The following is a 21,204-nucleotide window of genomic DNA, read 5'->3' on the forward strand; positions in this document are numbered from 1 at the left end:
GCCTCTTATCGATTTTGCTCGGGGTTCCATTGGGCATAACGCTGGCCGCGCAGGAACTGCCACAGGCCGATACTCATTCCGGCGAGTGTCACCAGGAGAAACGCCGCGAGGCGAAAGGGTTTGGGCAAGCGATGCTGCGAGTCCAGCAGCCCGGCGATGGCTATCGTGTAGCCGATCAATTGCGCCACCAGGCTCAGGCGATAGAAACCGTGTTCTTCCCACAGCCAGAAATTGCTCACCAGCAACGGAAGCAGCAGGACCGGTGCCAGACGCCGGATCAACTTGTGGCTGATCAGGGCAACCGCGTACAGGCCATGCTTGAACGGGTTGAGCAGCTCACGGCGCTGGGCCAGGCTTTGCAGTCCGCCGACGGTGACACGTTGACGACGGCGGAACTGTTTGTCGGCTTCGTCCACGCCCTGATCGGTCACCTGAGCCTGGGGCACGTAGACAATCCGCTTGAACGCGACCGGCGCGCAGGTGCTGATAAAGAAGTCGTCGTTGACCTCCGCCGGAATGTTCTGGAACAACTCTCGGCGCAGGGCGAGCAGGGCGCCATCGGCGGAGACCATGCAGCCGGTGCGGTTTTCCACCTTGCGCAGCCAGCCTTCGTAGTGCCGATAGAGGCTGTCGCCAATGCTCAGGCCTTTGCCGGTCACTGGGATCAACATGTGGCCGGCGCAACCGCCAACTTGCGGATCGACCATGGGCGCAAGCAGATGGCCGAGGGTGTCGCTCGCCCATTGGTTGTCGGCATCGGTGAACACGAGGATTTCACCGCCGCTCAGCGCCACACCGGCGTTGAGCGTCGCGGCTTTGCCCTGACGCGGCAGGTCGAGCACGGTAATGCGCGGGTCGAGGACTTTACGTGCGCAGGCCACGGTGTCGTCGGTCGAGCCGTCGCTGGCCAGAATGATCTGCAGCGAGCGCGCCTGATAATCCTGGGCGAGGACGGTGCGCAGTTTGTCCTCGATATGCCGCGCCTCGTTGTGCGCGGCAATCACGATGCTGACGTCCATCGGCGGTGCCGGGTCGTGACGAGGCGCCTTGTAGAACGGTGCCAGCAAGGTCAGCAGCAAGGGATAGCCCAGATAGGCGTAAACCGGTAGCAACAGGCACAACCAGAAAATGAATTCAGCCACGGGCGGGCCTCCTGGCATTCCAATGACAAAGGCTGAGAATGAACGCGGCGCCAGCCAGGTGCAGGCGCACCCAGTGCAGCCCCCAGAGTTGCAAGGTCAGGCGCAGGTCGCGGTGTTTGACACTTTGGCGCAGGCTCAGCACCAGCGCCGGCAAGCTGGTCAGCAGCAACATGATTGCCGCGTGATGGGGGAATCCATTGAACAAAGCGCTGATCGCCATGAAATCGAGTAACCAGGCGGCGATCGACAACAGCGGAAAACGCAGCAGGCGCAGGCTGGGTCCATGGCTGCGCAGCAGTTGCAAATGACTGCCCTGACGCCACATCTCCTTGCCCATCCACTCGCGCCAACTGCCTTCGTAACCCCAGTGCAGCGCCACGCTTTGGTTGACCGAGAGCAACTGCGCTCCGGCCTCGGCCAGGCGCATGGTCAACTCCTTGTCTTCGCCGGTGCGCAGGATTTCATTGAAACCGCCGACCGTTTCGAACCAGTGGCGACGCATCAACAGGTTGGAGGTCGGCAACCATTGCACGATATGCAGCGGTTGGGCGTCCGGGCGCAAGGTTCGACGTTGCCAGGCATTGGCGAACCACGGCGCTTCGGCCGGGGTATGCAGGTCCAGGCCGAGCACATCGGCCTGTCCAGCGGATTCCAGGCCGAACAGCAGGGTCAGCCAGTTCTCGGGCATCTCGATATCGGCATCGATAAAGGCCAGCCATTCGCCCCTGGCCACTTGCGCTCCACGATTGCGCAAGGCACCGATCAGCAGGCCGGGTTGCACCAACACCTGGGCGCCAAATTGCCGGGCGATCTGCGGCCCCTGATCGCTGGAGCCGTTGTCGACCACGATCAACTCGCATTCCACATTGGCGGTGTCGGCGGCGTGTTGCGCAGCGATCAAGGTCCGGGCGATGTGCCGGGCCTCGTTGTACATCGGTATGACGATGCTGATCCGATTCATGCACGGGCCTCTGTCAACGGAGCTTCTTCGGCTTTCGTACGCAGCACACTGGTCAGCGCCAGCATGATCCACAGGTATTTATGGTTCGGCGCGCTGAGGAACATGAGGAACAACATCAGTGCCAGGAAACTCATGCTCAGGTGGGTCAACACATCAGCCTCTTGCCAATTTCCTCGCAGCATCCAGGCTCGTCGGGCGCGCATCAGGTTGTAAAACCCCAGGCCCAGCATCCCGACAAACATCAGTCCGGCTGGAACACCCAGTTCACTGAAGATTTCCAGGTAGGTGTTGTGGGCGCGACGGTACAGATCTTCAGTTTTGCCGGTGATGGAAAATGCCTTGGCGTAACCGGTGGTGGCGTAATGCAGCGGGAAGGTGCCGGGACCGGTGCCGAGCAATGGGTTTTCGGCAATCATCCCGCCACCGACCACGATGTATGAGGCACGACGGCCAAGGGAGGGGTCCTGGCTCTTGGCACCGGAACTCAAGATGCTCAGCGACTGGATGCGCTCCACGTAACCGGCCGGCATGGAATAGAGACCCACCGGTACAAGGATCGCCAGGCCCAGCATGGCGAAACCCAGATGGCGGGGGCGCAAGCGCCCCAGATGCGCGCGGTAGTGCCATGCGCCAATCATCAGGCTGAGAAACAGCACCACCAGGCCCGAGCGCGATTCGGTCTTGGTCATGCCACCCAGCAGCAGGAGGGTGCAGCCTCCCCAAAACAAACGGTGCCACAGGTTCGGGCTGCGGATCACCAGCAGTAACGCCATGGGAACGGCGAACGCGATCATCAGGGCAAAGTTGTTCGGGTCTTTGAGCAAGCCCGAAGCACGGCCGGCGTCCTGGTATTTGGCAGAGAATATTGCCATCACACAGGTCACGGAAACGCTGAGGGCCACGAGCCGGGCAAAGATGTCGAGGTTCAACTCACGGCCGATCAGCAGGGTGATCACAAACAGGATCAGGCCGACGCTCAGTTCGCGCAGGTGTCCCAGGGACATGCCCATGTTGTCGGTATTGATCAGGCTGAGCAGGTACAGAGCCATGAACCCGATCAAAAAGCGCCAGATATTGCTGTGCAAGCGCTCGGACGGAAGCTGCCGGATCGCCAGTTGAAGCATCAGGATCAGCACCAGCGATGCGCCGAGGAATTTGGAGCCCGAAAACGCGTTGTCCTTGAACAGGCCTTCGAAGGGCAAGATGGCGGCAATGCCCAACAGACCCCAGGTCGGTTTGCGGTAGAGCAATGCGACGCCGACAAGGCCCAGCACCGCTCCCGGCGCCAGGTACGGAAAAGGGCTGGCCAGCAAAGCGAGGCAGACCAGACCGAGCAAACTGACGATCGAGAGCGGAAAAATCACGCGCGTGCCTCCCGTGCAGTGCGGATGTAAAGCTGCGACCAGCGTTCAGCCAATACCTTGAGGTCGTAGCGATCCAGTTGTGTACGTTTTGCGTTGTCACTCAATTGTCGCGCCAGCGTCGGATCACGCAGCACGGCGCCGACCTGGCGGGCGAGGGCGGCGCTGTCGGTGGGGGGGACGAGCAAACCGTTGTGCCGATCCTCCAGCACATCGGGAATCCCGCCGACGCCGAACGCCACCACCGGCACCCCGGCTTGCATGGCTTCGAGCAAAATCATCGGTGTACCTTCGGTGCGCGAGCTGATCACCAGCGCGTCGAGCTGGCGCCACCACTTGCGCATATCCGTCTGGTAGCCCGGCAGTGTGATACGCCCCTGCAGGTCTGCCTCGTTGATCCGCGTCTGCAGGGTTTCGCGTTCCGGACCATCGCCGAGCATCACCGCGTCCAGTTGCGGGTACTGATGACACAAGGGGATCAAGGCATCGAGAAACAGATCCGGACCTTTTTCGCTGCTCAACCGTCCGACGTAACCGACCAGCCAGCGTTGACGTTGGCTGCTTTGCGGCAGCAGGTCGTTGGCGGCTGGCAGACCGTTGGGAATCACTTGCAGTTTGTCTGTGCGCACATTGGCCTGGCGGTGAATGGCGGCGATGCTTTCGGCGACGCAGACCACGCGGTCCACGGATGCGGTACGGCACAGTTGCAGGCTCAGCCAGGTGTAAAACTTCTGCTTGCGGCTGCGTGGAGTGAACCCGTGCTGAGTGATCACCAGCGGCAGGCGCAACAACGTTGCGCCGACCCAGCCAAACAGCAGGCCCTTGAAGTTGTGCGTGTTGATCAATGGCCGCTGGTCCCGCCGCTGGCGCAAATGCCCCAGCAGCTCCCCCAGACCCGCGCAGCCCTGGCAATCGACACCGGCCTGGCGAAAGCGCTCGATCAGTTCTGGCGGCGCATCGAGAAACAGCACCAGATGCTGCCCCGGCGTCGCCAGGCAATGGTCCAGCAACATCCGCTCGGCGCCATAGAAGCCGCCGCTGCTGAGCAAATGAATGATCGGCAGGGCAGGCGCGGTACCGAGCGGCGCGTTCAATTGCGCACCCAATGCATCAGGCTCGGAACGCCCCAGTGTTTGTGCGGATTGCTCGGCAAGGTGTTCTGGTCGTTGATCACCAACAGTACCGGCAGGCCCAGTTGCTGAGTGATTTGCGCAGGGTGCTTGAAGCGATGGTCGAAGAACTCACGCACATAGACCAGGGCGATCGCCAGCAGTAAACCGGTGAACAAACCGAACGGGATGATCAGCAGCGGTTTTGGAAATGCCGCTTCGGTCGGTTCATACGGAGGGCTGAGCACGCGTGCGTTGGACAGGTCGTTGTCCAGTGAGCGTGCGGTGCTGCTTTCGGCAAAGCGCTGGGCATAGGTGGAGAATGCCGCGTGCAGGGCGTCGATTTCGGTGTCCATTTGCCGCAGCTTGCTCTGGGTTTCCTGCAACTGGTGGATGCGGTTCTTGAACTCGGCGATGCGCGCGGTCTTCTGGTCGATCACCGAGCTGACAATCGCCAGGTCACTGGTTCGTTCCTGTATCCGGTTGTTGACCACTTTCAGGAACTGTTGGCGGGTGCGGGCGATTTGCTCGCGGGTCAGCAGCATCGGTTCACTGCTCGGCTGGAACACCGCCAGATCATTCATGTAGCGGCTGACCTGGGTGGTCAGTTGCTCACCCAGTTGCTTGATCTCGCGATCCTCGAAGGCAACGTTATCCACCGTGGTGGTGAAGGTGTAGGGGAAGGTGTAATCGTTGAGTTTTGCGCTGTTGGCGGTGGCCAAACTGGTTTTCAGGTAGTCGAGCCAGCGTTGGCTCTGCAGCAGACGATCCTGATACAGGTTGAGCGCTTGTTCCTCGGTGTTGATGGCGTTGAGCCGAAAGGTGATTTCTTCCCGGGGATCTGACGAGCCAATACGCTCAAGCAAGGTCAGGCGATTGCCCTCCAGGCCATCGAGGCGCACCTGATATTGCAGTTTCTTGGTTTCGTAGAAGCTCTGGGGCAGATCGATCGACTGCAGTTCCTGACGACTGACCAGATAGTTTTGCAACAAGGCGGCGACAAACCGGGTTCCCTGAGCCGGATCCGGAAAGGTATAGACGATGGAGATCACGTTGGATCCCGGCAGAGTCTCGACCTTCAGGGCATCGGACGCTTCCTGGGTCAGTGCATCCAGTGTGGTGTCGCGCACCGGATCGGTCTCCAGCCCGAGCATGCTGCGCACCGGATTGGTCACGTGCTTGCGAATGGGATCGGTCACAAGTTGCTTGATCGGCGAAAGCACCAGTTTGTTGAAGACACCCACAGGTGGCGTGTATTCACCCTTTTCACGCAGCTGTTCGATGGTCTGGCGAATCAGTGCCGGCGAGCGCAGGATATTGCTCTCGGTCTCCATGTCCGCGAGCGACGGTGGAATAAATGAGGCATTCTCCTGGTTGAGGGTGGAGGTGGCATCTCCCTGGGAGATTTTCTTGGACTGCACAATCACCTGGGCGGTGATGTCGAAGCTCTGTTTGAGCATCAGCGGCAAGACCAGTGCAATCACTGCAAAGACCAGGAAGACTCGTTTCACCAACTGTTTGTTGGCGAAGAAGATCCTGAAGAACTCGTGCAGGTAGTTTTCCTTTGGATTCATGTCGGTCACCTGAGAGTTAGTCGTCACTGTCTTTGTTGTCGACGCGGTAGCTGAAGCTCATGCCCACGCCCTGGAACAACACCACGTCCGCCAATTGCCGTGCGAGCTCACCGGCGCTGGCCAGTTTGGTCTTGGGCACGTAGAGCATGTCGTCCGCCTGCAGGTAGGCGATTTGCGAGGCATCGCCGGACAGGGCTTTTTCCACGTCATAACGATGAGCAACTACCTGGTTGCCGTTGCGCCGCATGATCATCACCGAATCAAGGCGGGCCTTGATGTTGGAGCCCCGGGCCATGGTCAGCGCTTCGAGCACCGATACCGGGCGGCGAATCGGGTAGGAGCCGGGTTGGCCGACTTCACCCAGTACATAGATTTCATTGCCGGCGGTGGACTTGAGCAGCACGTCGACGGTCATCCGTCCCGGCAGTTGCGCATAGCGTTTATTGAGGAAGTCTTCCAGCTGATTGACCGTCATGCCTTGCAGCGGCACGGAGCCAATTTCCGGAAAACTGGCGTAGCCGTCGGTACCGACGGTGATCTCCCGGCTCATGCCTGTGCCGGGGTGGTTGAGGACAGACTTGAGGTTCTGTTCATTGGTCAGCGGGCTGGTGACGACCACCGACAGTTGATTGCGGTTGGGCTGGAACAATTGTTTGCGATCGTAGGCACGCTGGATTTCTGCGCGGGCCTGGTCACGGGTCAGCCCCTGGATATTCACCGAGGTGTTGGCCCCCGGCAGTTCGATGGTGCCGTCTGGCATTACCAGCTGGCTACCGTTGAGCTGACTGGCGGCAGTAAAGTTCAGTGCGACCTGGTCACCGGCCTGCACGCGATAGGCATCGGTGCCACTGGTGCTGATGTGGAAAATCACGTCCAGCACATCCTGGGGGCGCAGGGTCTGCTCGACCTTGGGCACATCGGTGGCCTGGGCATTGGCCGGTGCGGCGGTCAGGATCTGCACCGGCATGCTTTGAGCCGTATCAGTGGTACTGGTGCAACCTGCGAGCGGCAGCAACAGCAGGACAAGCAATTTTGCGTTCATGTCGTCATCCTTTGGCGATTGCTCACAGGTTTTTGTACAGCCACTTGGGCATGTAGTACTTGCGTCGGTTGAACACGCTGCCAACCAGTTTCGCCCCGGCCTGGCTCAGACGCTGGACCGCCGCCTGGGCGACTTCCCAGCGGGTGTCTTCGGAGCGTACGACCATGATCACGCCGTCCACCTGGGTGCTGATGACCAGGGTGTCGGAAGCCGAATACACCGCGTCACCGTCGATCACCACGAACCGGTACTGACTGCCGAGCTGATCGAGCAACGGGCTCAGGCGCTCGGGCGTCAGGTGTTCGGTACCAGGGGAATACCGGCCATTGGGCAACACGTGGAAGGGCAGGCTGGAGACGTTCACCACGCAGTCCTGCAACAACGGCGGGTTCTGATCGTTGAACAACAGGTCGCGAAAGCCTTTTTCCTTGGTCAGACCCAATTGCTGCGTAAGGTTGGTCGTCGATTGGCTCGCATCGACCAGCAGGACCAGCCCGCTGCTCATCTGCGCCAGTTGACTGGCCAGCGCCAGGGCGCTGGTGCTGGTGCCAGCGCCGGGGTTGGCGGCGGTCAGGAAAAGGATCCGCAGATCTTGATCGAGCACGGTCGAGGTCAGGTTGGACTCGCTCGGGTTGGCAATGCTGAGACTTTTGGCTATTGAACCGTCCATTTAACTCGCTCCGTGTCCGCTGAACACTTTGAAAGGGGTTTTCAAGAGAATCTTCAGATCAAGCAGCAGGCTCTGCTCGGCGATATAGCTGAGATCCAACTCAACGCGCTGGTCGAAGTCGATGTTGCTGCGCCCGGAGATCTGCCACAGGCCGGTCATGCCGGGGTAGATGCTCAGGCGCGCAAGATGGCTGTCCTTGTAGCGGTAGGCGTTGAACGAGGTCGGCCGGGGGCCCACCAGGCGCATGTCGCCCAGCACCACGTTGAACAGGTTGGGTAGCTCGTCCAGACTGGTGCGCCGCAGAAAGCCGCCGATACCGGTGATGCGCGGGTCCCTGTCGATCTTGAAATCGATGGCATCGGCCCCGTGCTTGTTCAGGTGTCGCAGGGACTCCTTGAGCTCTTCGGCGTTGGCGACCATGGTGCGGAACTTGTACATGCCGAACAGGCGGCCACGGTAGCCGGTGCGTTTCTGCACAAACATCACCGGGCCCGGGCTGGTGAATTTGACGGCCAGCGCCAACCCCAGCAGTACCGGCGAAATCAGCACCAGGATCATCAGCGCGCCAAAACAGGCGACCACGCGATTGGTGCGCGACAAGGTCCACGGTCGGCCGCCGTCACGACCCGTGATCCAGCCCCGGCCTTGCATGTGGATCGCCGCATCCATGCGCATGCGGTGCTCGGGATCGAGGCGCTTGTCACGGCGCATTTGGTTGATCGGTACGTTCTTTTCCAGTCCAGTCATAGCGTCCTCCGCAGACTTCCGCCGCAAGCGGCGTGGGCGACAGGCAGTCAGTAGTAAGTGCGGAACCAGGCAATGAAGCGCCCGAGTCCATCATCCAGCTCGATACAGGGCTGGAAACCGGTAGCGCGTGCCAGGTCGGAGGCATCGGCGCAGGTATTGAGAACGTCGCCGGGTTGCAGGGGCAGCAACTCCACCTCGGCTTTTTTTCCCAAATGTTTTTCCAGCAGCGCCAGATAATCCTTGAGCTCTACCGGGTGCTGGCCGCCGATGTTGTAGATGCGCCAGGGCGCCATGCTGGTGGCCGGGTCCGGTTGTTCCCGGTCCCATTCGGCGTTGGCTTGTGGTGGGCGATCGATCAGTCGGGCAATGCTCTCGATGATGTCGTCGATGTAGGTGAAGTCGCGCTGGTGCTCGCCGTAGTTGAACAACTTCAGCGGCTGACCATCGGCGATCGCCCGGGCGAACTGGATCGGCGACATGTCGGGGCGACCCCAGGGGCCGTACACGGTGAAAAAACGCAGGCCGGTGCAAGGAATGTTGAACAGGTGGCTGTAGCTGTGGGCCATCAGTTCGTTGGATTTCTTTGTCGCGGCATACAGCGACAGCGGGTGATCGACGTTGTCCTGCACCGAATAAGGCGTGTGCTGGTTGGCGCCATACACCGAACTGGACGAGGCGTAGATCAGGTGCTTGACCGGGTGCTTGCGGCAGCCTTCGAGGATATTGAGGAAGCCGCTCAAGTTGCTGTCGACGTAGGCCCGTGGATTTTCCAGGGAGTAACGAACCCCGGCCTGGGCACCGAGGTGAATCACGACGTCGGGTTTTTCATCGGAAAACAGCGTTTCCATGGCCTCGGCATCGGCCAGGTCAACCGTTGAGAGCTGGAAATGGCCGACCTGCTCCTGCACCCAGCGCACGCGATCGTGCTTGAGTTGCGGGTCGTAGTAACTGTTGAAGTTGTCCAGCCCGAATACCTGGTGTCCGTCGCGCATCAGCCGCAACACACAATGGGCTCCAATGAATCCGGCGGCGCCGGTGACCAGAATTTTCATGGGCGCACGGCCTCGGGCACAATGTGGCGCAAGCCAATACCGCTGTAATGCAGGCCGGCCGCTGCGACATGTTCCGGGTTATAGAGATTGCGACCGTCGATGATCACCCGCGAGCGAAGCTTGCTCGCCAGCAAGTCGAAGTCCACGACCCGGAAGTTTTTCCATTCGGTGCAGATCACCAGGGCGTCGGCATCCTCCAGCGTGTCGTCACGGGTGGCACACAGATGCAGGTCATCGCGGTAGCCATAAATGCGTCGGCATTCGGACATGGCTTCCGGGTCGTAGGCTTGCACGCTCGCGCCTTCGGCCCACAACGCTTCCATCAGGTAGCGGCTCGGCGCTTCACGCATGTCATCGGTGTTGGGCTTGAACGCCAGGCCCCAGATGGCGATGGATTTACCGGCCAGTCCTTCAGGGAATTTCGCCTTGAGTTTGCCGAACAGAATGTGCCGCTGACTGTCGTTGACGTCGGTCACGCTGCGCAGCAGACGCAGGGGCATGCCGCTGTGTTCGGCGGTGTGCAGCAGGGCCCGCAGGTCCTTGGGGAAGCACGAGCCACCAAAGCCGCAGCCGGGATAGATGAAGTGGTAACCGATGCGCGGATCGGAGCCGATGCCTTTGCGCACCGATTCGATGTCCGCCCCCAGCAACTCGGTGAGATTAGCCAGTTCGTTCATGAAGCTGATGCGCGTGGCGAGCATCGCGTTGGCCGCGTATTTGGTCAGCTCGGCGCTGCGGTTGTCCATGAACATCAGTTTTTCGTGATTGCGGCAGAACGGCGCGTACAGATCACTCATCTGGGTGCGGGCTTCATCGTCGTCGGTACCGACGATGATCCGGTCCGGACGCATGCAATCGGCCAGGGCGCTGCCTTCTTTGAGAAACTCCGGGTTGGACACCACCCGTACTTTCAGTGCGTCCTTGCCCCGGCGCTGTAACTCTTGACGCGCCGCGGCGCTGACCTGGTCGGCGGTACCGACCGGTACCGTGGATTTGATGATCAGCGTGTGATCGGCTTCCATGAAATTGGCGATTTGCCGAGCCACGTTCAGTACGTGACTGAGGTCTGCAGAACCGTCTTCATCAGCGGGCGTACCGACGGCGATAAAGATCAGTTCGGCATGTTCCACCGCGTCGCTGGCCTGGGTGGTGAACATCAAGCGACCGGCTTTGATGTTTTCCTCCAGGGTACTGGAGAGTCCCGGTTCACTAATCGGTGGAACAGCTTGCTGTAACTGTCTGATCTTGTTCGGATCGATGTCGACACACAGGACACGATGTCCGACATCGGCCAGTGCGGCTGCTTGTATCAGGCCAACATAGCCCGTACCAAATACGCTCACGTCCATTTTGGCGTGCCTCGTAAGACGGTGGAAAAGGGATAAACAAGACTGTCAAAAGGGGTATAGCCCAGCCTTGGCAAAGCGTGTCAGCAAAATGACGTGTTAAGCCCATAAGACACCCCCGAAAATGGGGGGCCATTTGCCATCAAAGTCTTGCCATTACTGGGGTCGGCCCGATTTAAAGGGTTTTCAGCGACTTCCAACAAATCGATAAACGGTCGTAGGCCCCAGAATTAAAGGGCTGTAAGAACTTGAATGTGTCAGATTTGAGGCAACACTTTTTTGACGGTCTGTGTAAAAGTCCGACAATTCTGCCGTGGTTATGGCACGGTGCCAGTGTCAAGAAACAGCCGACAATCTGTTGGCAAAGAATGCGCTGGAAAGTCATCGCCAATCCGCTAAGCGCACGCTCAAACCGCGCCATCAGCCTGGCAGTTACGGGGGGTATTGGGGGGAGACCTGTACGTGACGTCGGTGCGCCTGTCTTGAAGGGATGCAAGGGCTAAGCGCCGTCCATGGCGCCTGCGATCAAAGCCCTCTCAGGGGTGATTGATCACATCAGTTCATGGGGGAGCTATCCAGCCGGATGTCGGCAGTGCGCGCCGACTGCGCCGGATCGTGCAGCAAGGTGAAGCCGCGATTGAGCAGCGTGCTGCCGATAAATCGCGAGCCCACTTCATTCAGGTGCGAGTCATCCAGATACAACAGTTGCCCCTGGATGATCGGGCTGCACACGCCTGCGGGGCATATCACTTGATTGGGGTCGATAAAGCGCACCTGCGGGAACCGGGTTCTCACGTGCGCCCAATAAGGCGGCAGCGCGCTCTGGGAGACCGAGCAATCGCGCTCGGTGCCGAACATCAAACGGCGAATCGGACAGCTCGCTGCCTTTTCGATGTGTTGATTGCTCAAAATGACAATCACCTGGCCGCTGTTTTCAACCACCCGCTGAATGCTGGCTTCGACGATGTCTCTGGCCCTGTCATCCTTGGGCCATATTGCGGCCAACACCACATAACGGTATTTGTTTTGCTCGATCAGGTTGAACACCCGCTCATTGCGTTTCGCGCAATGCTCGGCATACACCGGCGGCATTTCGGCGGTGTAGCCGATGATTGGCGGGCAGGAGTCCATGGTGTAATCCATGAGTGCGATATTGTTCGGTTTGGCCAGGATGTCGACCATGCCGGTGAAGTGATTGGCAAACGAGTCACCGATCATGATGCCGTCCAGCCCTTCCTTTTTGGCGCCCAGGCGGCAGTTCTCATTGGGTGCGGTGCCATACAGTGCATTGGGTACGTGACAGCCGGAGCGGACCTCGCTGGGCTTGCTCAGGGTCATCGCCTCCAGCGCCGAAACCCCGGGGCTGAAACGTTGGGAAAAACCGTTGAAGTGCAGGCTCAGCGCGGCTATCGCGGCCAGTCCGAGCGCCGGCAGGGCGAAACGACGGGTGAACACCCGGGAGAAATGCCAGGTTGCTCCGCTGCGCCGAAACGGCACTTCGACATAACGCCAGGACAACCATGAGAGCAGGACCGAGGCCGCGATGAGCAGCGTGGCTACAGGCAGGTCGATGGGGATTGCGAGGTAGTTCAGGTAGGCGATCAGCGGCCAGTGCCACAAGTACAGCGAATAAGAGATCAAACCGACAAACACCATCGGCCGGCTGGTCAGCAGGCGCGAGTGCCGGTCACCACTGCCCGCCAGGATCAACGAGGCGGCGCCCAGGCAGGGGATCAGGGCATTGAGTCCGGGGAAGGTGGAATAGGGGTTCAAGGCAAACAGCGAGAAACCGATCAACAGATAGCCTGCAAGCGCAAATCCGTGAGCGGCCAGCTTGCCGATGACACGCGGCTGGTGCAGGTAAATCCCCAGCAGTCCGCCGAGCATCAGTTCGAAAAAACGCGTCGGCAACAGGTAGTAGGCTGCCGTCGCGAAGACGCCTGTCGCGTACTCGGAAACGCCTACCGCGGCCACCACGCCGATGGCCAGTACGGGCAGAACGTAGCGTGGTGCCAGGCGATAGAGCAACACGATGAACAGTGGCCAAATGACGTAGAACTGCTCCTCGATACCCAGCGACCAGGTATGCAGCAAGGGCGCTTCACTGGCATCGGCGGCGAAGTAGTTGCCGTACTTGATCCAGATGTAAACGTTGGAGACGCCCAGCAGAGAGAACAGCGCGCTGACGTTGAGCCGGATCAGGTCGACCGGCGACAGAATGAAGGCCCCGACCACGACGGTCGCCAGCAATACCGTTACCAGCGCTGGCACGATGCGGTTGATGCGTCGCTGATAAAAACCCTTGAGCGAGAAAGCGTTGCGTTTGACCTCTGAAAACACCTGAGAGGTGATCAGAAAACCGGAGATCACAAAGAAGATATCGACCCCCACGAACCCGCCTGGCAACAGACGGGTGTTGAGGTGATGCAACAGCACCGCAATCACCGCTACAGCGCGCAACCCGTCAATATCGGAGCGGTATTTGCCTTGATTCATGTGCCGGACCATCCCTAATGCTTGAGCCATCCATCGACGTCCGCCCCATGACACACTGTCAAGAATCTGGACACTCAACCTCACTAGTCATTTGTAGCTGGAAAATGGGGGGACGCAAAACCCAAACCGCCCGACGCACAGGATCCTGGCTTTTATTTTCCGCCGCGTACCCGGTATGCCCCCGGCGCACATCCCAACCACCGCATACATGCCCGGTTGAAACTCTGCACGTCGCTGTAGCCCAACCGGTCGGAAATCTCCACCAGCTCCAGGTCCGTCGCTTGCAGAAAGTCTTCGGCGCGGCAATGGCGGTACTCGTCCAACAACTCTGAAAAGCTCCAGCCCAGCGCCTTCAGGCGCCGCGCCGCGGTGCGTTCGAGCAGATGATGGGCCGCACAGAACTGCTGCCAGTTCGCATCGGCAAGGTCGGCGATCAGGTGGTCGCTGACTTGCTCCAGCAAGGTTGGCTCACTGTTGCGCCGGGTCTGTTCCAGCAGGTCGACCAGGGTCTGCTCCAGCTCATGATTGCCTGGCGTCAAAGCGATGACGAAAAGCTGTGGGTCGAGGTGAATCGAATACAGCGGCTGCTGCCATTGCACGGAAGTGCGCAAGGCTTGCTCATGTTCCCCAGGGTTGACGGGCCAAGGTCCGGGCAGGCTGACAGCCCGCACCGGATCGCGCTCCAGGCCGCTGGCGAGGAATTTGCGCCGCAACATGCTGCACAGGCTGATGAGAATGTAGTCGGCCGTCGCCGCAGGGGCCTTGACGCTTCCGCATTCGAGCAGGCGCAGTTCGACAGTGTTTTCGCCGCGCACGATCTGCGCCTGAAAGTGACCGTTGAAAAACGGAAAGAACCGCACGAAATACTGACAGGCATTGTCCAGCGAGGCGGCTACGTCGAACAGGTAGGTCAAGCCATTGGTGGCGGTCGAAACGAAGCGTCGGCCCGCCGCCAGACCGATCAATGGATCGCCGGTCTGCTCCAGGGCAAACGCCCAGAAGCGTCGGGACATGAACAGCGGTATGCGCATGAACGGCGTGCGCAATTCGAACAGGCTGCGACGAAACAGGTCTTCGATACGTTCCCGGGCTATTCCGCGCGCGAGCAATTCTTCAATGGCCGGCAACAGGGTCGGGGCATAGAACGCATTGGTCGAGGGTGGAGCCTGCAATGGCTGATCGCTTTTTGTCATGTAGGGCTCACAGCTTGTTCCGGAACACTGGTTAGGCTGCCCGACGTTAAGCGATTTGCCGGAGCAAGACCATGCTTGATTTACGCCAGCTCGACCTGAACCTGTTGCTTGCCTTCGATGCGATCTACCAACAGCGCAGCGTCACCCGCGCCGCTGAGGTGATGTGTTTGTCGCAACCGGCCATGAGCAACGCGTTGCGTCGCCTGCGCGAATTGTGCGGCGATCCGTTGTTCATCAAAAGCCGTCTGGGAGTGACCCCGACACTGGTTGCCCATCGCCTGGCCGACTATGTGCGAGCGGCGCTGGAGTCGTTGCGCGACGGCTTGCGCATGATTCCCGCCGCGCGGCAGAACAACCCGCTGCTGCGCATCAGTTGCCTGGATTGCCTGCAACCGGTATTGCTCGATGCCTTGCTCGAATCACCCCATGCCGACTGGCAGGTGCGCTATTTCCAGCCGCGGCGCCGTGATGCCTTGCAGGATCTGGCCAGCGGCAAACTCGATATCCTCATCGACCTCGACCAGCCCCTGGCCGGACTCGCTGGCCTGCACAAGCAATCACTGCCGGTCGATCATTACGTGTTCGCCTATGGCGCGGCGCTCAAGGAGCCGCCGCGTACCCTGCAAGCCTATCTGGAGCAACCGCAGATTCAGGTGTCCAGCCGCCGCGACGGGCTCAGCCCGGTGGATCTGCATCTGGGCTTGAAAGGCCTGCGCCGAAACCTGGCGATGAGCACGCAAAGCACTCTGGCCGCCAAGCTGATTGCCGACCGCCAGCCGTTCGGCATCAGCCTGCCGAGCCGCGTTGCCAGTGTGCTGGGAATGCAGCAGGTGCCGCTGCCGCTGGACGAACCGGTGGAGTTGAAACTGGCGCTGTACATCGAGGCCCGCTACCGCTTCGAACGCAGCCGCGAAGAAGCGATGCATTGCCTGTTGCGCGCCCTTGGCGAGCCGCGGGCGTTGCAGGCGCTGGCGCGGCGAGCCTGACTGGCGGCGTCACGCACAACCCTGCAGGAGCGAGCATGCTCCGGGCGGCGTTCCGACGATTGCGGTGTGTCATTCAACAATGATTTTGACTGACCCGGCCCCATCGTCGGAACGCCGCCCGGAGCAAGCTCGCTCCTACAGGGGGGTGTTTTCAAAGGGGCTAGTTTGACGCCAGCAAACGCCGGTCAACGCTCAGGATCGCGTCGACCATCGCCAGCGCCGCCGGTGTCAGTGAATGCCCGGCGCGGCTGACGATGCCGTAATGCAGTTGCAGGCCGGGATCATCTTTGGGCACGTCGGAAAACTCCAGCAAACGGATCAGCCCTTGATCGACCAGTTCAGCCAGCGCTTCCACGGTGGCGATGCCAACCGCGTCCGAGCGCATGACCACACGGCGGATGGCGTCGAACTGTGCGCACTCGACGCTGGGGTTGAAATCCGGCTCGCCCTGTACGTCGGCGAGGATCTTGCGGATCATCGGCGGAATACGCGTACCGACCACCGCATAGTCGAGCAGAGCACGCAGGGACAGCTTTTCACGCTGGGCCAGGGGATGCCCGGCGCGACAGAAGAACCGCCCGCGCCGGGGTCGCAGCACGTGCACCTGATATTGCGGGTCGCCGGTGAAGTAACGCGAATCCGCCACCAGAAACTCGATCTGTTGTTCGCGCAGCCACAGCGCCAGTTGCTCCCAATCGCCCTGATCAAAACTGATGCGGATCGCCGGATGCGCCTGGATAAATTCCGCCAGCGCCTCGGGCACCAGCAACTGAGCGGGGTAGGGGCCGCACCCGAACTTCAACTCACCGCCGGTCAGGCCGTTGTACTGGGTCAGCTCGTTATGCAGAGCCTGACTGCCGGCGAGCAGGCGGCGGGCATGTTGCAGCACCAGTTCACCCTGGCCGGTGAGGCGAAACTCCCGGCTGCTGCGTTCAACGAGGGCACAATCGAGATCACGCTCAAGGGTCTGGATGCTGCGGCTGAAGGCAGGCTGGCTGAGATTGATCGCCTCGGCAGCACGGCCGAAGTTGCGGTAATCGGCCAGCGCGACGAGGTGGCGAAGCTGTCGTAAATCCATCATGCGTCTCCTGCATTCAGCGGATACTTTTAATGCATTGGATCGATATCACAGAGACTGGCATAAGTACACGCCTGTCTTCTTTGCGTAGCGTGCCATGACCCGTCAACCGTTCATTTCCAGCGCGTTCACTCGCACCATTCTCAGCCATGCCCGGGAGTCCGGGTTGTGTCAGGCGCAATTGCTGGAGCGTGCCGGCATTAGTCTTTCGCTGTTGGATGAGCAGGGGGCACATGTCCCGGCACACCTGGTCGAACGCCTGTGGAGCGAATGCGAACGCGCAGGCGCGGGGGCTTCCTTCGGCTGCGAATTGGTCAATGGCATGGCGACCACTACGTTGCAGGGCCTGAACATTTTACTGGACTCTGCCGCGACCCTGCGTGCGAGCCTGGCGTGCTTCACCGAGTTTTTGCCACGGGTCACCAACTACGTGATCGCCGAACTCGAAGAGGTGGGCGGGCAGGCTCGGTTACACCTGCGCAGTCTGGATCAACTGCCGCACTTTTTTGGCCTGGATGCCGCGACCTTGAGCCTGGTGCGCAACATTTCGCGACGACTCGGCAGGGCACCCGGTGAGGTGTTTGCCTCGGTCAGCCTGACGGGGCAGCAAGCAGCCGGCAATTGGTTGCAGGGTGTCGGTGTCAATGTACGCGAAGGGCCGCATCCGTGTCTGAGCCTGCCTTTGGCCTGTCTGGATGAATCGTTGTTGGGGGCCAATCCGTTTTTGCATCAGAGCATGTTGAGGCATTGGCAAACGGCTGCGACGCAGCATAGCCGCACCGACAGCCTGGAGATGGCGCGGCATTGGTTGACGGCAGGGGATCAGCCTATCGAGCGGATTGCCGAGCGTCTTGGGTATCGGCAACCCAGCAATTTTATTCGGGCGTTTCGCAAGCAGTTCGGGATTACGCCCAAGCAGTTTCGGTTGGGGTTGCAGGCGTAGTTTTTTGTCGTGTGCATATTATTTGTGGTCGACGCAAAACTTGTGGGAGCTGGCTTGCCAGCGATGGCGGTCTGTCATTCAGCATTGATGTTGAAGCTGCCGGCCTTATCGCGAGCAAGCTTGCTCCTACAGGTTTGGGGTTGTTCGAATGGATTGTGAATACACCCAGAACCTCCCCCAATGATTACTTTTTGTCGGTCATCGCTTGCGTATCAAGGCCGACAATTAGGCACCGTGTCAGTGCTGAGCAAATCTGATCGGAGCCTAATAATGATAAAAAAATGCTCGGCCACAGCCCCAGTCCGCCAACGACTGACCCGGCTTGGCCACAACCGCCCGCAACCCCTTGCACTGGCGGTGCTTGCTGTACTCGCGGGCCCTGCGTCCGCCACCACCATCGACCTCAACGAAGACTGGAGCCTGTCGACCAAGACCACCCTGTCCCTGGGCAGCAGCTGGTCCACGCAGAATCCCGACAAGAGCCTGATGACCCGCGCCAACGCCTTGCAGGCGCAGGGCGTGAATGCCAATGGCACCAGCGTCAGCGCCGACGATAACCGGCTGAACTTCGAGAAGGGCGACCCCATTTCGCAGGTCTTCAAGGGCCTCACCGATTTCAGTCTCGACGGTCAGGGCCAGGGCGCGTTCGTTCGCTTCAAGTACTGGTACGACCACGCCTACGAAACCCGGCAGGGGCGCTTCAAGGATTTCGACGATTCGGGTTGGGATGACCTGTCGAAATTCAAGGGCTTCGAGACGCTTGATGCTTACGTCTGGAAAGATTTCCAGATTGCCGAGCATCCATTGAACGTGAAGGTCGGCAATCAGGTGTTGTCCTGGGGCGAGGCGCTGCTGATCCAGAACGGCATCAACGTGATCAACCCGCTGGACGTTTCCGCGTTCAACCGACCCGGTGTGGAAATCAAGGAAGGTCAGTTGCCGGTGGAGATGATTTCCTTCAGTTTTGGCCTGACCGACACCACCAACCTCGAAGGCTTCTACCAATACAACTGGCGCCCCAGCGTTCTCGATGGTTGCGGTACGTTCTTCGCCAGCAGCGATGCGATCCAGAAGGGCTGCGGGCCGTTGTACCTGAGCCAGGTGCAGACCGATCAGCAGATGCAGGCAGCCGGGCTGTACGCCACGTCCCGCGGCAACGAATCACCGTCTGACAACGGTCAGTTCGGCTTCGCTTTACGCCAGATGATCCCGGCGCTGAACGATGCCGAAGCGGCGGTCTACTTCATCAACTACCACTCGCGTCTGCCGTACTTCACCCTCGATGCGAAAAACACCGCCATTCGCGGCACGTTCCCCGGTGGCATCCAAGGGCCGAGCTACGCGGCGGCGTTTCCGGAAGAAATCCGCCTGTACGGCATCAGCCTCAACGGGGTTGAGCCGGTGACCGGGATTTCCCTGGCCGGTGAGGTGAGTTATCGCCCGAACATGCCGTTGGCGATCAACGCACCAGACGTCAACGTCGCAGTGATCTCCGGTGTGGCGGGCAGTTCCTGGGTACAACTGCCGCCCGGTTTCAATGTCAACCGCGGCGACCGCTTTGACGCATGGGAGCGCAAGGGTGTGTGGCAGGCGACAGCATCGGCGACCCAGGCGGTCGACAACGTGCTGGGCGCCACGCGCCTGAGCCTGTTTGGCGAGGCCGGTGTCGTGCACATCGATGATCTGGGGGATGAGCGTCTGGGTCGTAACGCCGCGTTCGGTCGCAGTTCGACGCGCAACGGCACACCGTGTAACACCGTGGCCTCGGGCGTCACCAACCAGTACTGCACCGACAAGGGTTTTGCCACCGATTGGTCGTGGGGTTATCGCCTGCGCGCCAGCCTGGAATACAGCGACGTGTTGCCGGGCATCAACCTGATTCCGGCCGTCAACTGGCGGCATGACGTCGAGGGCTATTCCTACGATCCGCAAGGACCGTTCCAGGAGGGCCAACAAGCGCTGGGCCTCAGCCTGACCGGCGTCTACATGAACGATTACAGCGTGGAACTGGCCTACAACGCCTTCTTCGGTTCCAACGACTACAGCACCCTCGACGACCGCGACTTCGCATCCGTCAGCTTCAAGGCAGACTTCTAAGGAGAACCGTTATGCGTATGCAATTGTGCGTGCTGGCCCTGGCCTGCACCGTCGGCCTGGCACAGGCCAAAGGCACCGATTCGGCTGCCTTGGGCAAGACCCTGACCCCCATGGGCTCGGAAATGGCGGCGAACGCCGACGGCAGTATTCCGGCCTGGACCGGAGGCCTGATGAGCAATGCCGGCACCGTCGACAGCAAGGGCGGTTACAGCGATCCGTATGCCAGCGAGAAACCGTTGTTCACGGTCACGGCAAAGAACGTGGCGCAGTACGAAAAGTTTCTCAGCCCTGGGCAAATCGCGTTGTTCAAGCGTTTTCCCGACACCTACAAGATGAACATCTACCCGACCCATCGCAGCGCCAACTTGCCCAAGGACGTGCTGGCGGTGAGCCGCGATAACGTCGCCAAAACCAGCATGGCCGATGGCGGCAACGGTCTGCATGACTACGCCAAAGGCATTCCGTTTCCGCTGCCCACCGAAGGTCTTGAGGTGATGTGGAATCACATGACCCGCTACCGCGGCGGCAGTTACGAGCGCATCAGCAGCTCGGCGCTGGTGCGTGAAAACGGCGCGACCAGTTACGTGCGCAACCAGTCGTTGATCAACTTCGCCGACACCGTGGGCGGCCTGGAACCGGGCAACAACGTGTTGTTCATGTTCAAGAGCCGAGTGCTGGAACCGGCGCGTTTGTCCGGTGAAGCGGTGCTGGTGCATGAACCGATCGACCAGGTCGCCGAACCGCGTTCCGCCTGGCAATACCTGCCGGGCCAACGTCGCGTGCGCCGTGCGCCGATGATTGCCTATGACAACAGTGCCCGATACAGCAACGGCCTGATCACCGCTGACAACATCGACGGCTACAACGGTGCACCGGATCGTTTCGACTGGAAACTGGTGGGCAAGCAGGAGCTGTTCATCCCTTACAACAGCTACAAAATCGGTAGCCGCGACCTCAAGTACGACGCCGTGATCAAGCCCAACCACGTCAACCAGGACCTGGCTCGCTACGAGAAACATCGCGTGTGGGTCGTCGAAGCCACCCTCAAGCCTGGCGCCCGGCACATCTATGCCAAACGCCGTTTCTATGTCGACGAGGACAGCTGGCAGATTGCGCAGTCAGACCAGTACGACAGTCGTGGCGAGCTGTGGCGCAGCGGCGAACTGCACGCGATTCAGCAGTACGACCATGGCTTTACCTACAACGTGCTGGAAACCTCCTATGACCTGATCTCCGGGCGTTACTACGCCGGTGGCCTGGCCAACGAAGAGACCGAGCCGATGCGCGTCGGCTTCGCCGCCAAGACCGACGACTACACCCCGTCGGACCTGCGGCGCTGGGCCAAATAACCCGATTTGCCCAAGTGCACCGCAAACCCCTTTCTAGGAGCCCGGCTTGCCGGCGATG

The 21,204-nt window shown here is 60.2% G+C and carries 17 protein-coding genes; 4 read left to right on the forward strand and 13 right to left on the reverse strand.

The window, feature by feature from the left end; all coding sequences use genetic code 11:
* Nucleotides 1-5: 5 nt before the first annotated feature.
* From AD668_RS10830 to AD668_RS10885, 12 genes are all read right to left on the reverse strand, one after another.
* The gene (locus AD668_RS10830) at nucleotides 6-1,142 is read right to left on the reverse strand and encodes a glycosyltransferase (RefSeq protein ID WP_053158267.1); all 1,137 of its coding nucleotides are present in this window, start codon (nucleotides 1,140-1,142) and stop codon (nucleotides 6-8) included.
* Nucleotides 1,135-2,103, reverse strand: coding sequence for a glycosyltransferase family 2 protein (locus AD668_RS10835; protein ID WP_053158270.1), 969 nt, complete (start codon nucleotides 2,101-2,103; stop codon nucleotides 1,135-1,137). The genes AD668_RS10830 and AD668_RS10835 overlap by 8 nt, the downstream gene beginning before the upstream one ends.
* A complete protein-coding gene (locus AD668_RS10840) occupies nucleotides 2,100-3,467 on the reverse strand; it encodes an O-antigen ligase (RefSeq protein ID WP_053158273.1) in 1,368 nt (455 codons plus the stop codon). Before AD668_RS10840 ends, AD668_RS10835 begins: the two co-directional genes overlap by 4 nt.
* On the reverse strand, nucleotides 3,464-4,558 hold the full coding sequence (locus tag AD668_RS10845) for a glycosyltransferase family 4 protein (RefSeq protein ID WP_053158323.1): 1,095 nt from the start codon (nucleotides 4,556-4,558) through the stop codon (nucleotides 3,464-3,466). The genes AD668_RS10840 and AD668_RS10845 overlap by 4 nt, the downstream gene beginning before the upstream one ends.
* Complete coding sequence (locus tag AD668_RS10850) at nucleotides 4,555-6,147, reverse strand: Wzz/FepE/Etk N-terminal domain-containing protein (protein ID WP_053158276.1); 1,593 nt, start codon at nucleotides 6,145-6,147, stop codon at nucleotides 4,555-4,557. Before AD668_RS10850 ends, AD668_RS10845 begins: the two co-directional genes overlap by 4 nt.
* Nucleotides 6,148-6,163: 16 nt before the next feature.
* Nucleotides 6,164-7,189, reverse strand: coding sequence for a polysaccharide biosynthesis/export family protein (locus AD668_RS10855; protein ID WP_053158280.1), 1,026 nt, complete (start codon nucleotides 7,187-7,189; stop codon nucleotides 6,164-6,166).
* 22 nt (nucleotides 7,190-7,211) lie between these two features.
* Nucleotides 7,212-7,859 (reverse strand): CpsD/CapB family tyrosine-protein kinase, encoded by a 648-nt coding sequence (locus AD668_RS10860; protein ID WP_053158283.1) that lies wholly within the window; start codon nucleotides 7,857-7,859, stop codon nucleotides 7,212-7,214.
* The gene (locus tag AD668_RS10865) at nucleotides 7,860-8,606 is read right to left on the reverse strand and encodes a sugar transferase (RefSeq protein ID WP_053158286.1); all 747 of its coding nucleotides are present in this window, start codon (nucleotides 8,604-8,606) and stop codon (nucleotides 7,860-7,862) included. It abuts the gene before it with no gap.
* A gap of 47 nt (nucleotides 8,607-8,653) precedes the next feature.
* Nucleotides 8,654-9,658 (reverse strand): NAD-dependent epimerase, encoded by a 1,005-nt coding sequence (locus AD668_RS10870; RefSeq protein ID WP_053158289.1) that lies wholly within the window; start codon nucleotides 9,656-9,658, stop codon nucleotides 8,654-8,656.
* Nucleotides 9,655-11,007 carry a UDP-glucose/GDP-mannose dehydrogenase family protein gene (locus tag AD668_RS10875; protein ID WP_053158292.1) on the reverse strand — a complete coding sequence of 451 codons (1,353 nt, stop codon included), beginning with the start codon at nucleotides 11,005-11,007 and terminating at the stop codon, nucleotides 9,655-9,657. Before AD668_RS10875 ends, AD668_RS10870 begins: the two co-directional genes overlap by 4 nt.
* Before the next feature lie 552 nt (nucleotides 11,008-11,559).
* Complete coding sequence (locus AD668_RS10880) at nucleotides 11,560-13,500, reverse strand: acyltransferase family protein (protein WP_053158295.1); 1,941 nt, start codon at nucleotides 13,498-13,500, stop codon at nucleotides 11,560-11,562.
* 152 nt (nucleotides 13,501-13,652) lie between these two features.
* Nucleotides 13,653-14,693, reverse strand: a complete 1,041-nt coding sequence (locus tag AD668_RS10885) for a helix-turn-helix domain-containing protein (protein WP_053158298.1) — start codon at nucleotides 14,691-14,693, stop codon at nucleotides 13,653-13,655.
* 71 nt (nucleotides 14,694-14,764) lie between these two features.
* Between AD668_RS10885 and AD668_RS10890 the strand changes: the two genes are divergently transcribed.
* Nucleotides 14,765-15,679 carry a LysR family transcriptional regulator gene (locus AD668_RS10890; protein ID WP_053158301.1) on the forward strand — a complete coding sequence of 305 codons (915 nt, stop codon included), beginning with the start codon at nucleotides 14,765-14,767 and terminating at the stop codon, nucleotides 15,677-15,679.
* 160 nt (nucleotides 15,680-15,839) lie between these two features.
* On the opposite strand, the gene AD668_RS10895 is transcribed toward AD668_RS10890, so the two are convergent.
* Nucleotides 15,840-16,757 (reverse strand): LysR family transcriptional regulator, encoded by a 918-nt coding sequence (locus tag AD668_RS10895; protein WP_053158304.1) that lies wholly within the window; start codon nucleotides 16,755-16,757, stop codon nucleotides 15,840-15,842.
* Nucleotides 16,758-16,854: 97 nt separating this feature from the next.
* On the opposite strand from AD668_RS10895, the gene AD668_RS10900 reads away from it, so the two are divergent.
* The 3 genes from AD668_RS10900 to AD668_RS10910 all read left to right on the forward strand — a co-directional run bounded on the left by AD668_RS10900 (nucleotide 16,855) and on the right by AD668_RS10910 (nucleotide 21,146).
* Nucleotides 16,855-17,700 carry an AraC family transcriptional regulator gene (locus tag AD668_RS10900; protein WP_053158308.1) on the forward strand — a complete coding sequence of 282 codons (846 nt, stop codon included), beginning with the start codon at nucleotides 16,855-16,857 and terminating at the stop codon, nucleotides 17,698-17,700.
* Nucleotides 17,701-17,970: 270 nt separating this feature from the next.
* The gene (locus AD668_RS10905; protein ID WP_053158311.1) at nucleotides 17,971-19,797 is read left to right on the forward strand and encodes a DUF1302 domain-containing protein; all 1,827 of its coding nucleotides are present in this window, start codon (nucleotides 17,971-17,973) and stop codon (nucleotides 19,795-19,797) included.
* Nucleotides 19,798-19,808: 11 nt separating this feature from the next.
* Nucleotides 19,809-21,146 (forward strand): DUF1329 domain-containing protein, encoded by a 1,338-nt coding sequence (locus AD668_RS10910; protein WP_053158314.1) that lies wholly within the window; start codon nucleotides 19,809-19,811, stop codon nucleotides 21,144-21,146.
* Nucleotides 21,147-21,204 lie beyond the last annotated feature (58 nt).

Origin of the sequence: Pseudomonas sp. P1.8 (assembly GCF_001269805.1) — a bacterium.
GTDB lineage: Bacteria > Pseudomonadota > Gammaproteobacteria > Pseudomonadales > Pseudomonadaceae > Aquipseudomonas.

Bases quoted from the DNA above. Each gene is read 5' to 3' on its own strand.
- AD668_RS10880 (WP_053158295.1), bottom strand. From the start codon at position 13,500: ATGAATCAAGGCAAATACCGCTCCGATATTGACGGGTTGCGCGCTGTA.
- AD668_RS10900 (WP_053158308.1), top strand. From the start codon at position 16,855: ATGACCCGTCAACCGTTCATTTCCAGCGCGTTCACTCGCACCATTCTC.
- AD668_RS10885 (WP_053158298.1), bottom strand. From the start codon at position 14,693: ATGACAAAAAGCGATCAGCCATTGCAGGCTCCACCCTCGACCAATGCG.
- AD668_RS10835 (WP_053158270.1), bottom strand. From the start codon at position 2,103: ATGAATCGGATCAGCATCGTCATACCGATGTACAACGAGGCCCGGCAC.
- AD668_RS10860 (WP_053158283.1), bottom strand. From the start codon at position 7,859: ATGGACGGTTCAATAGCCAAAAGTCTCAGCATTGCCAACCCGAGCGAG.
- AD668_RS10910 (WP_053158314.1), top strand. From the start codon at position 19,809: ATGCGTATGCAATTGTGCGTGCTGGCCCTGGCCTGCACCGTCGGCCTG.
- AD668_RS10875 (WP_053158292.1), bottom strand. From the start codon at position 11,007: ATGGACGTGAGCGTATTTGGTACGGGCTATGTTGGCCTGATACAAGCA.
- AD668_RS10865 (WP_053158286.1), bottom strand. From the start codon at position 8,606: ATGACTGGACTGGAAAAGAACGTACCGATCAACCAAATGCGCCGTGAC.
- AD668_RS10850 (WP_053158276.1), bottom strand. From the start codon at position 6,147: ATGAATCCAAAGGAAAACTACCTGCACGAGTTCTTCAGGATCTTCTTC.
- AD668_RS10905 (WP_053158311.1), top strand. From the start codon at position 17,971: ATGATAAAAAAATGCTCGGCCACAGCCCCAGTCCGCCAACGACTGACC.
- AD668_RS10895 (WP_053158304.1), bottom strand. From the start codon at position 16,757: ATGGATTTACGACAGCTTCGCCACCTCGTCGCGCTGGCCGATTACCGC.
- AD668_RS10890 (WP_053158301.1), top strand. From the start codon at position 14,765: ATGCTTGATTTACGCCAGCTCGACCTGAACCTGTTGCTTGCCTTCGAT.
- AD668_RS10855 (WP_053158280.1), bottom strand. From the start codon at position 7,189: ATGAACGCAAAATTGCTTGTCCTGCTGTTGCTGCCGCTCGCAGGTTGC.
- AD668_RS10870 (WP_053158289.1), bottom strand. From the start codon at position 9,658: ATGAAAATTCTGGTCACCGGCGCCGCCGGATTCATTGGAGCCCATTGT.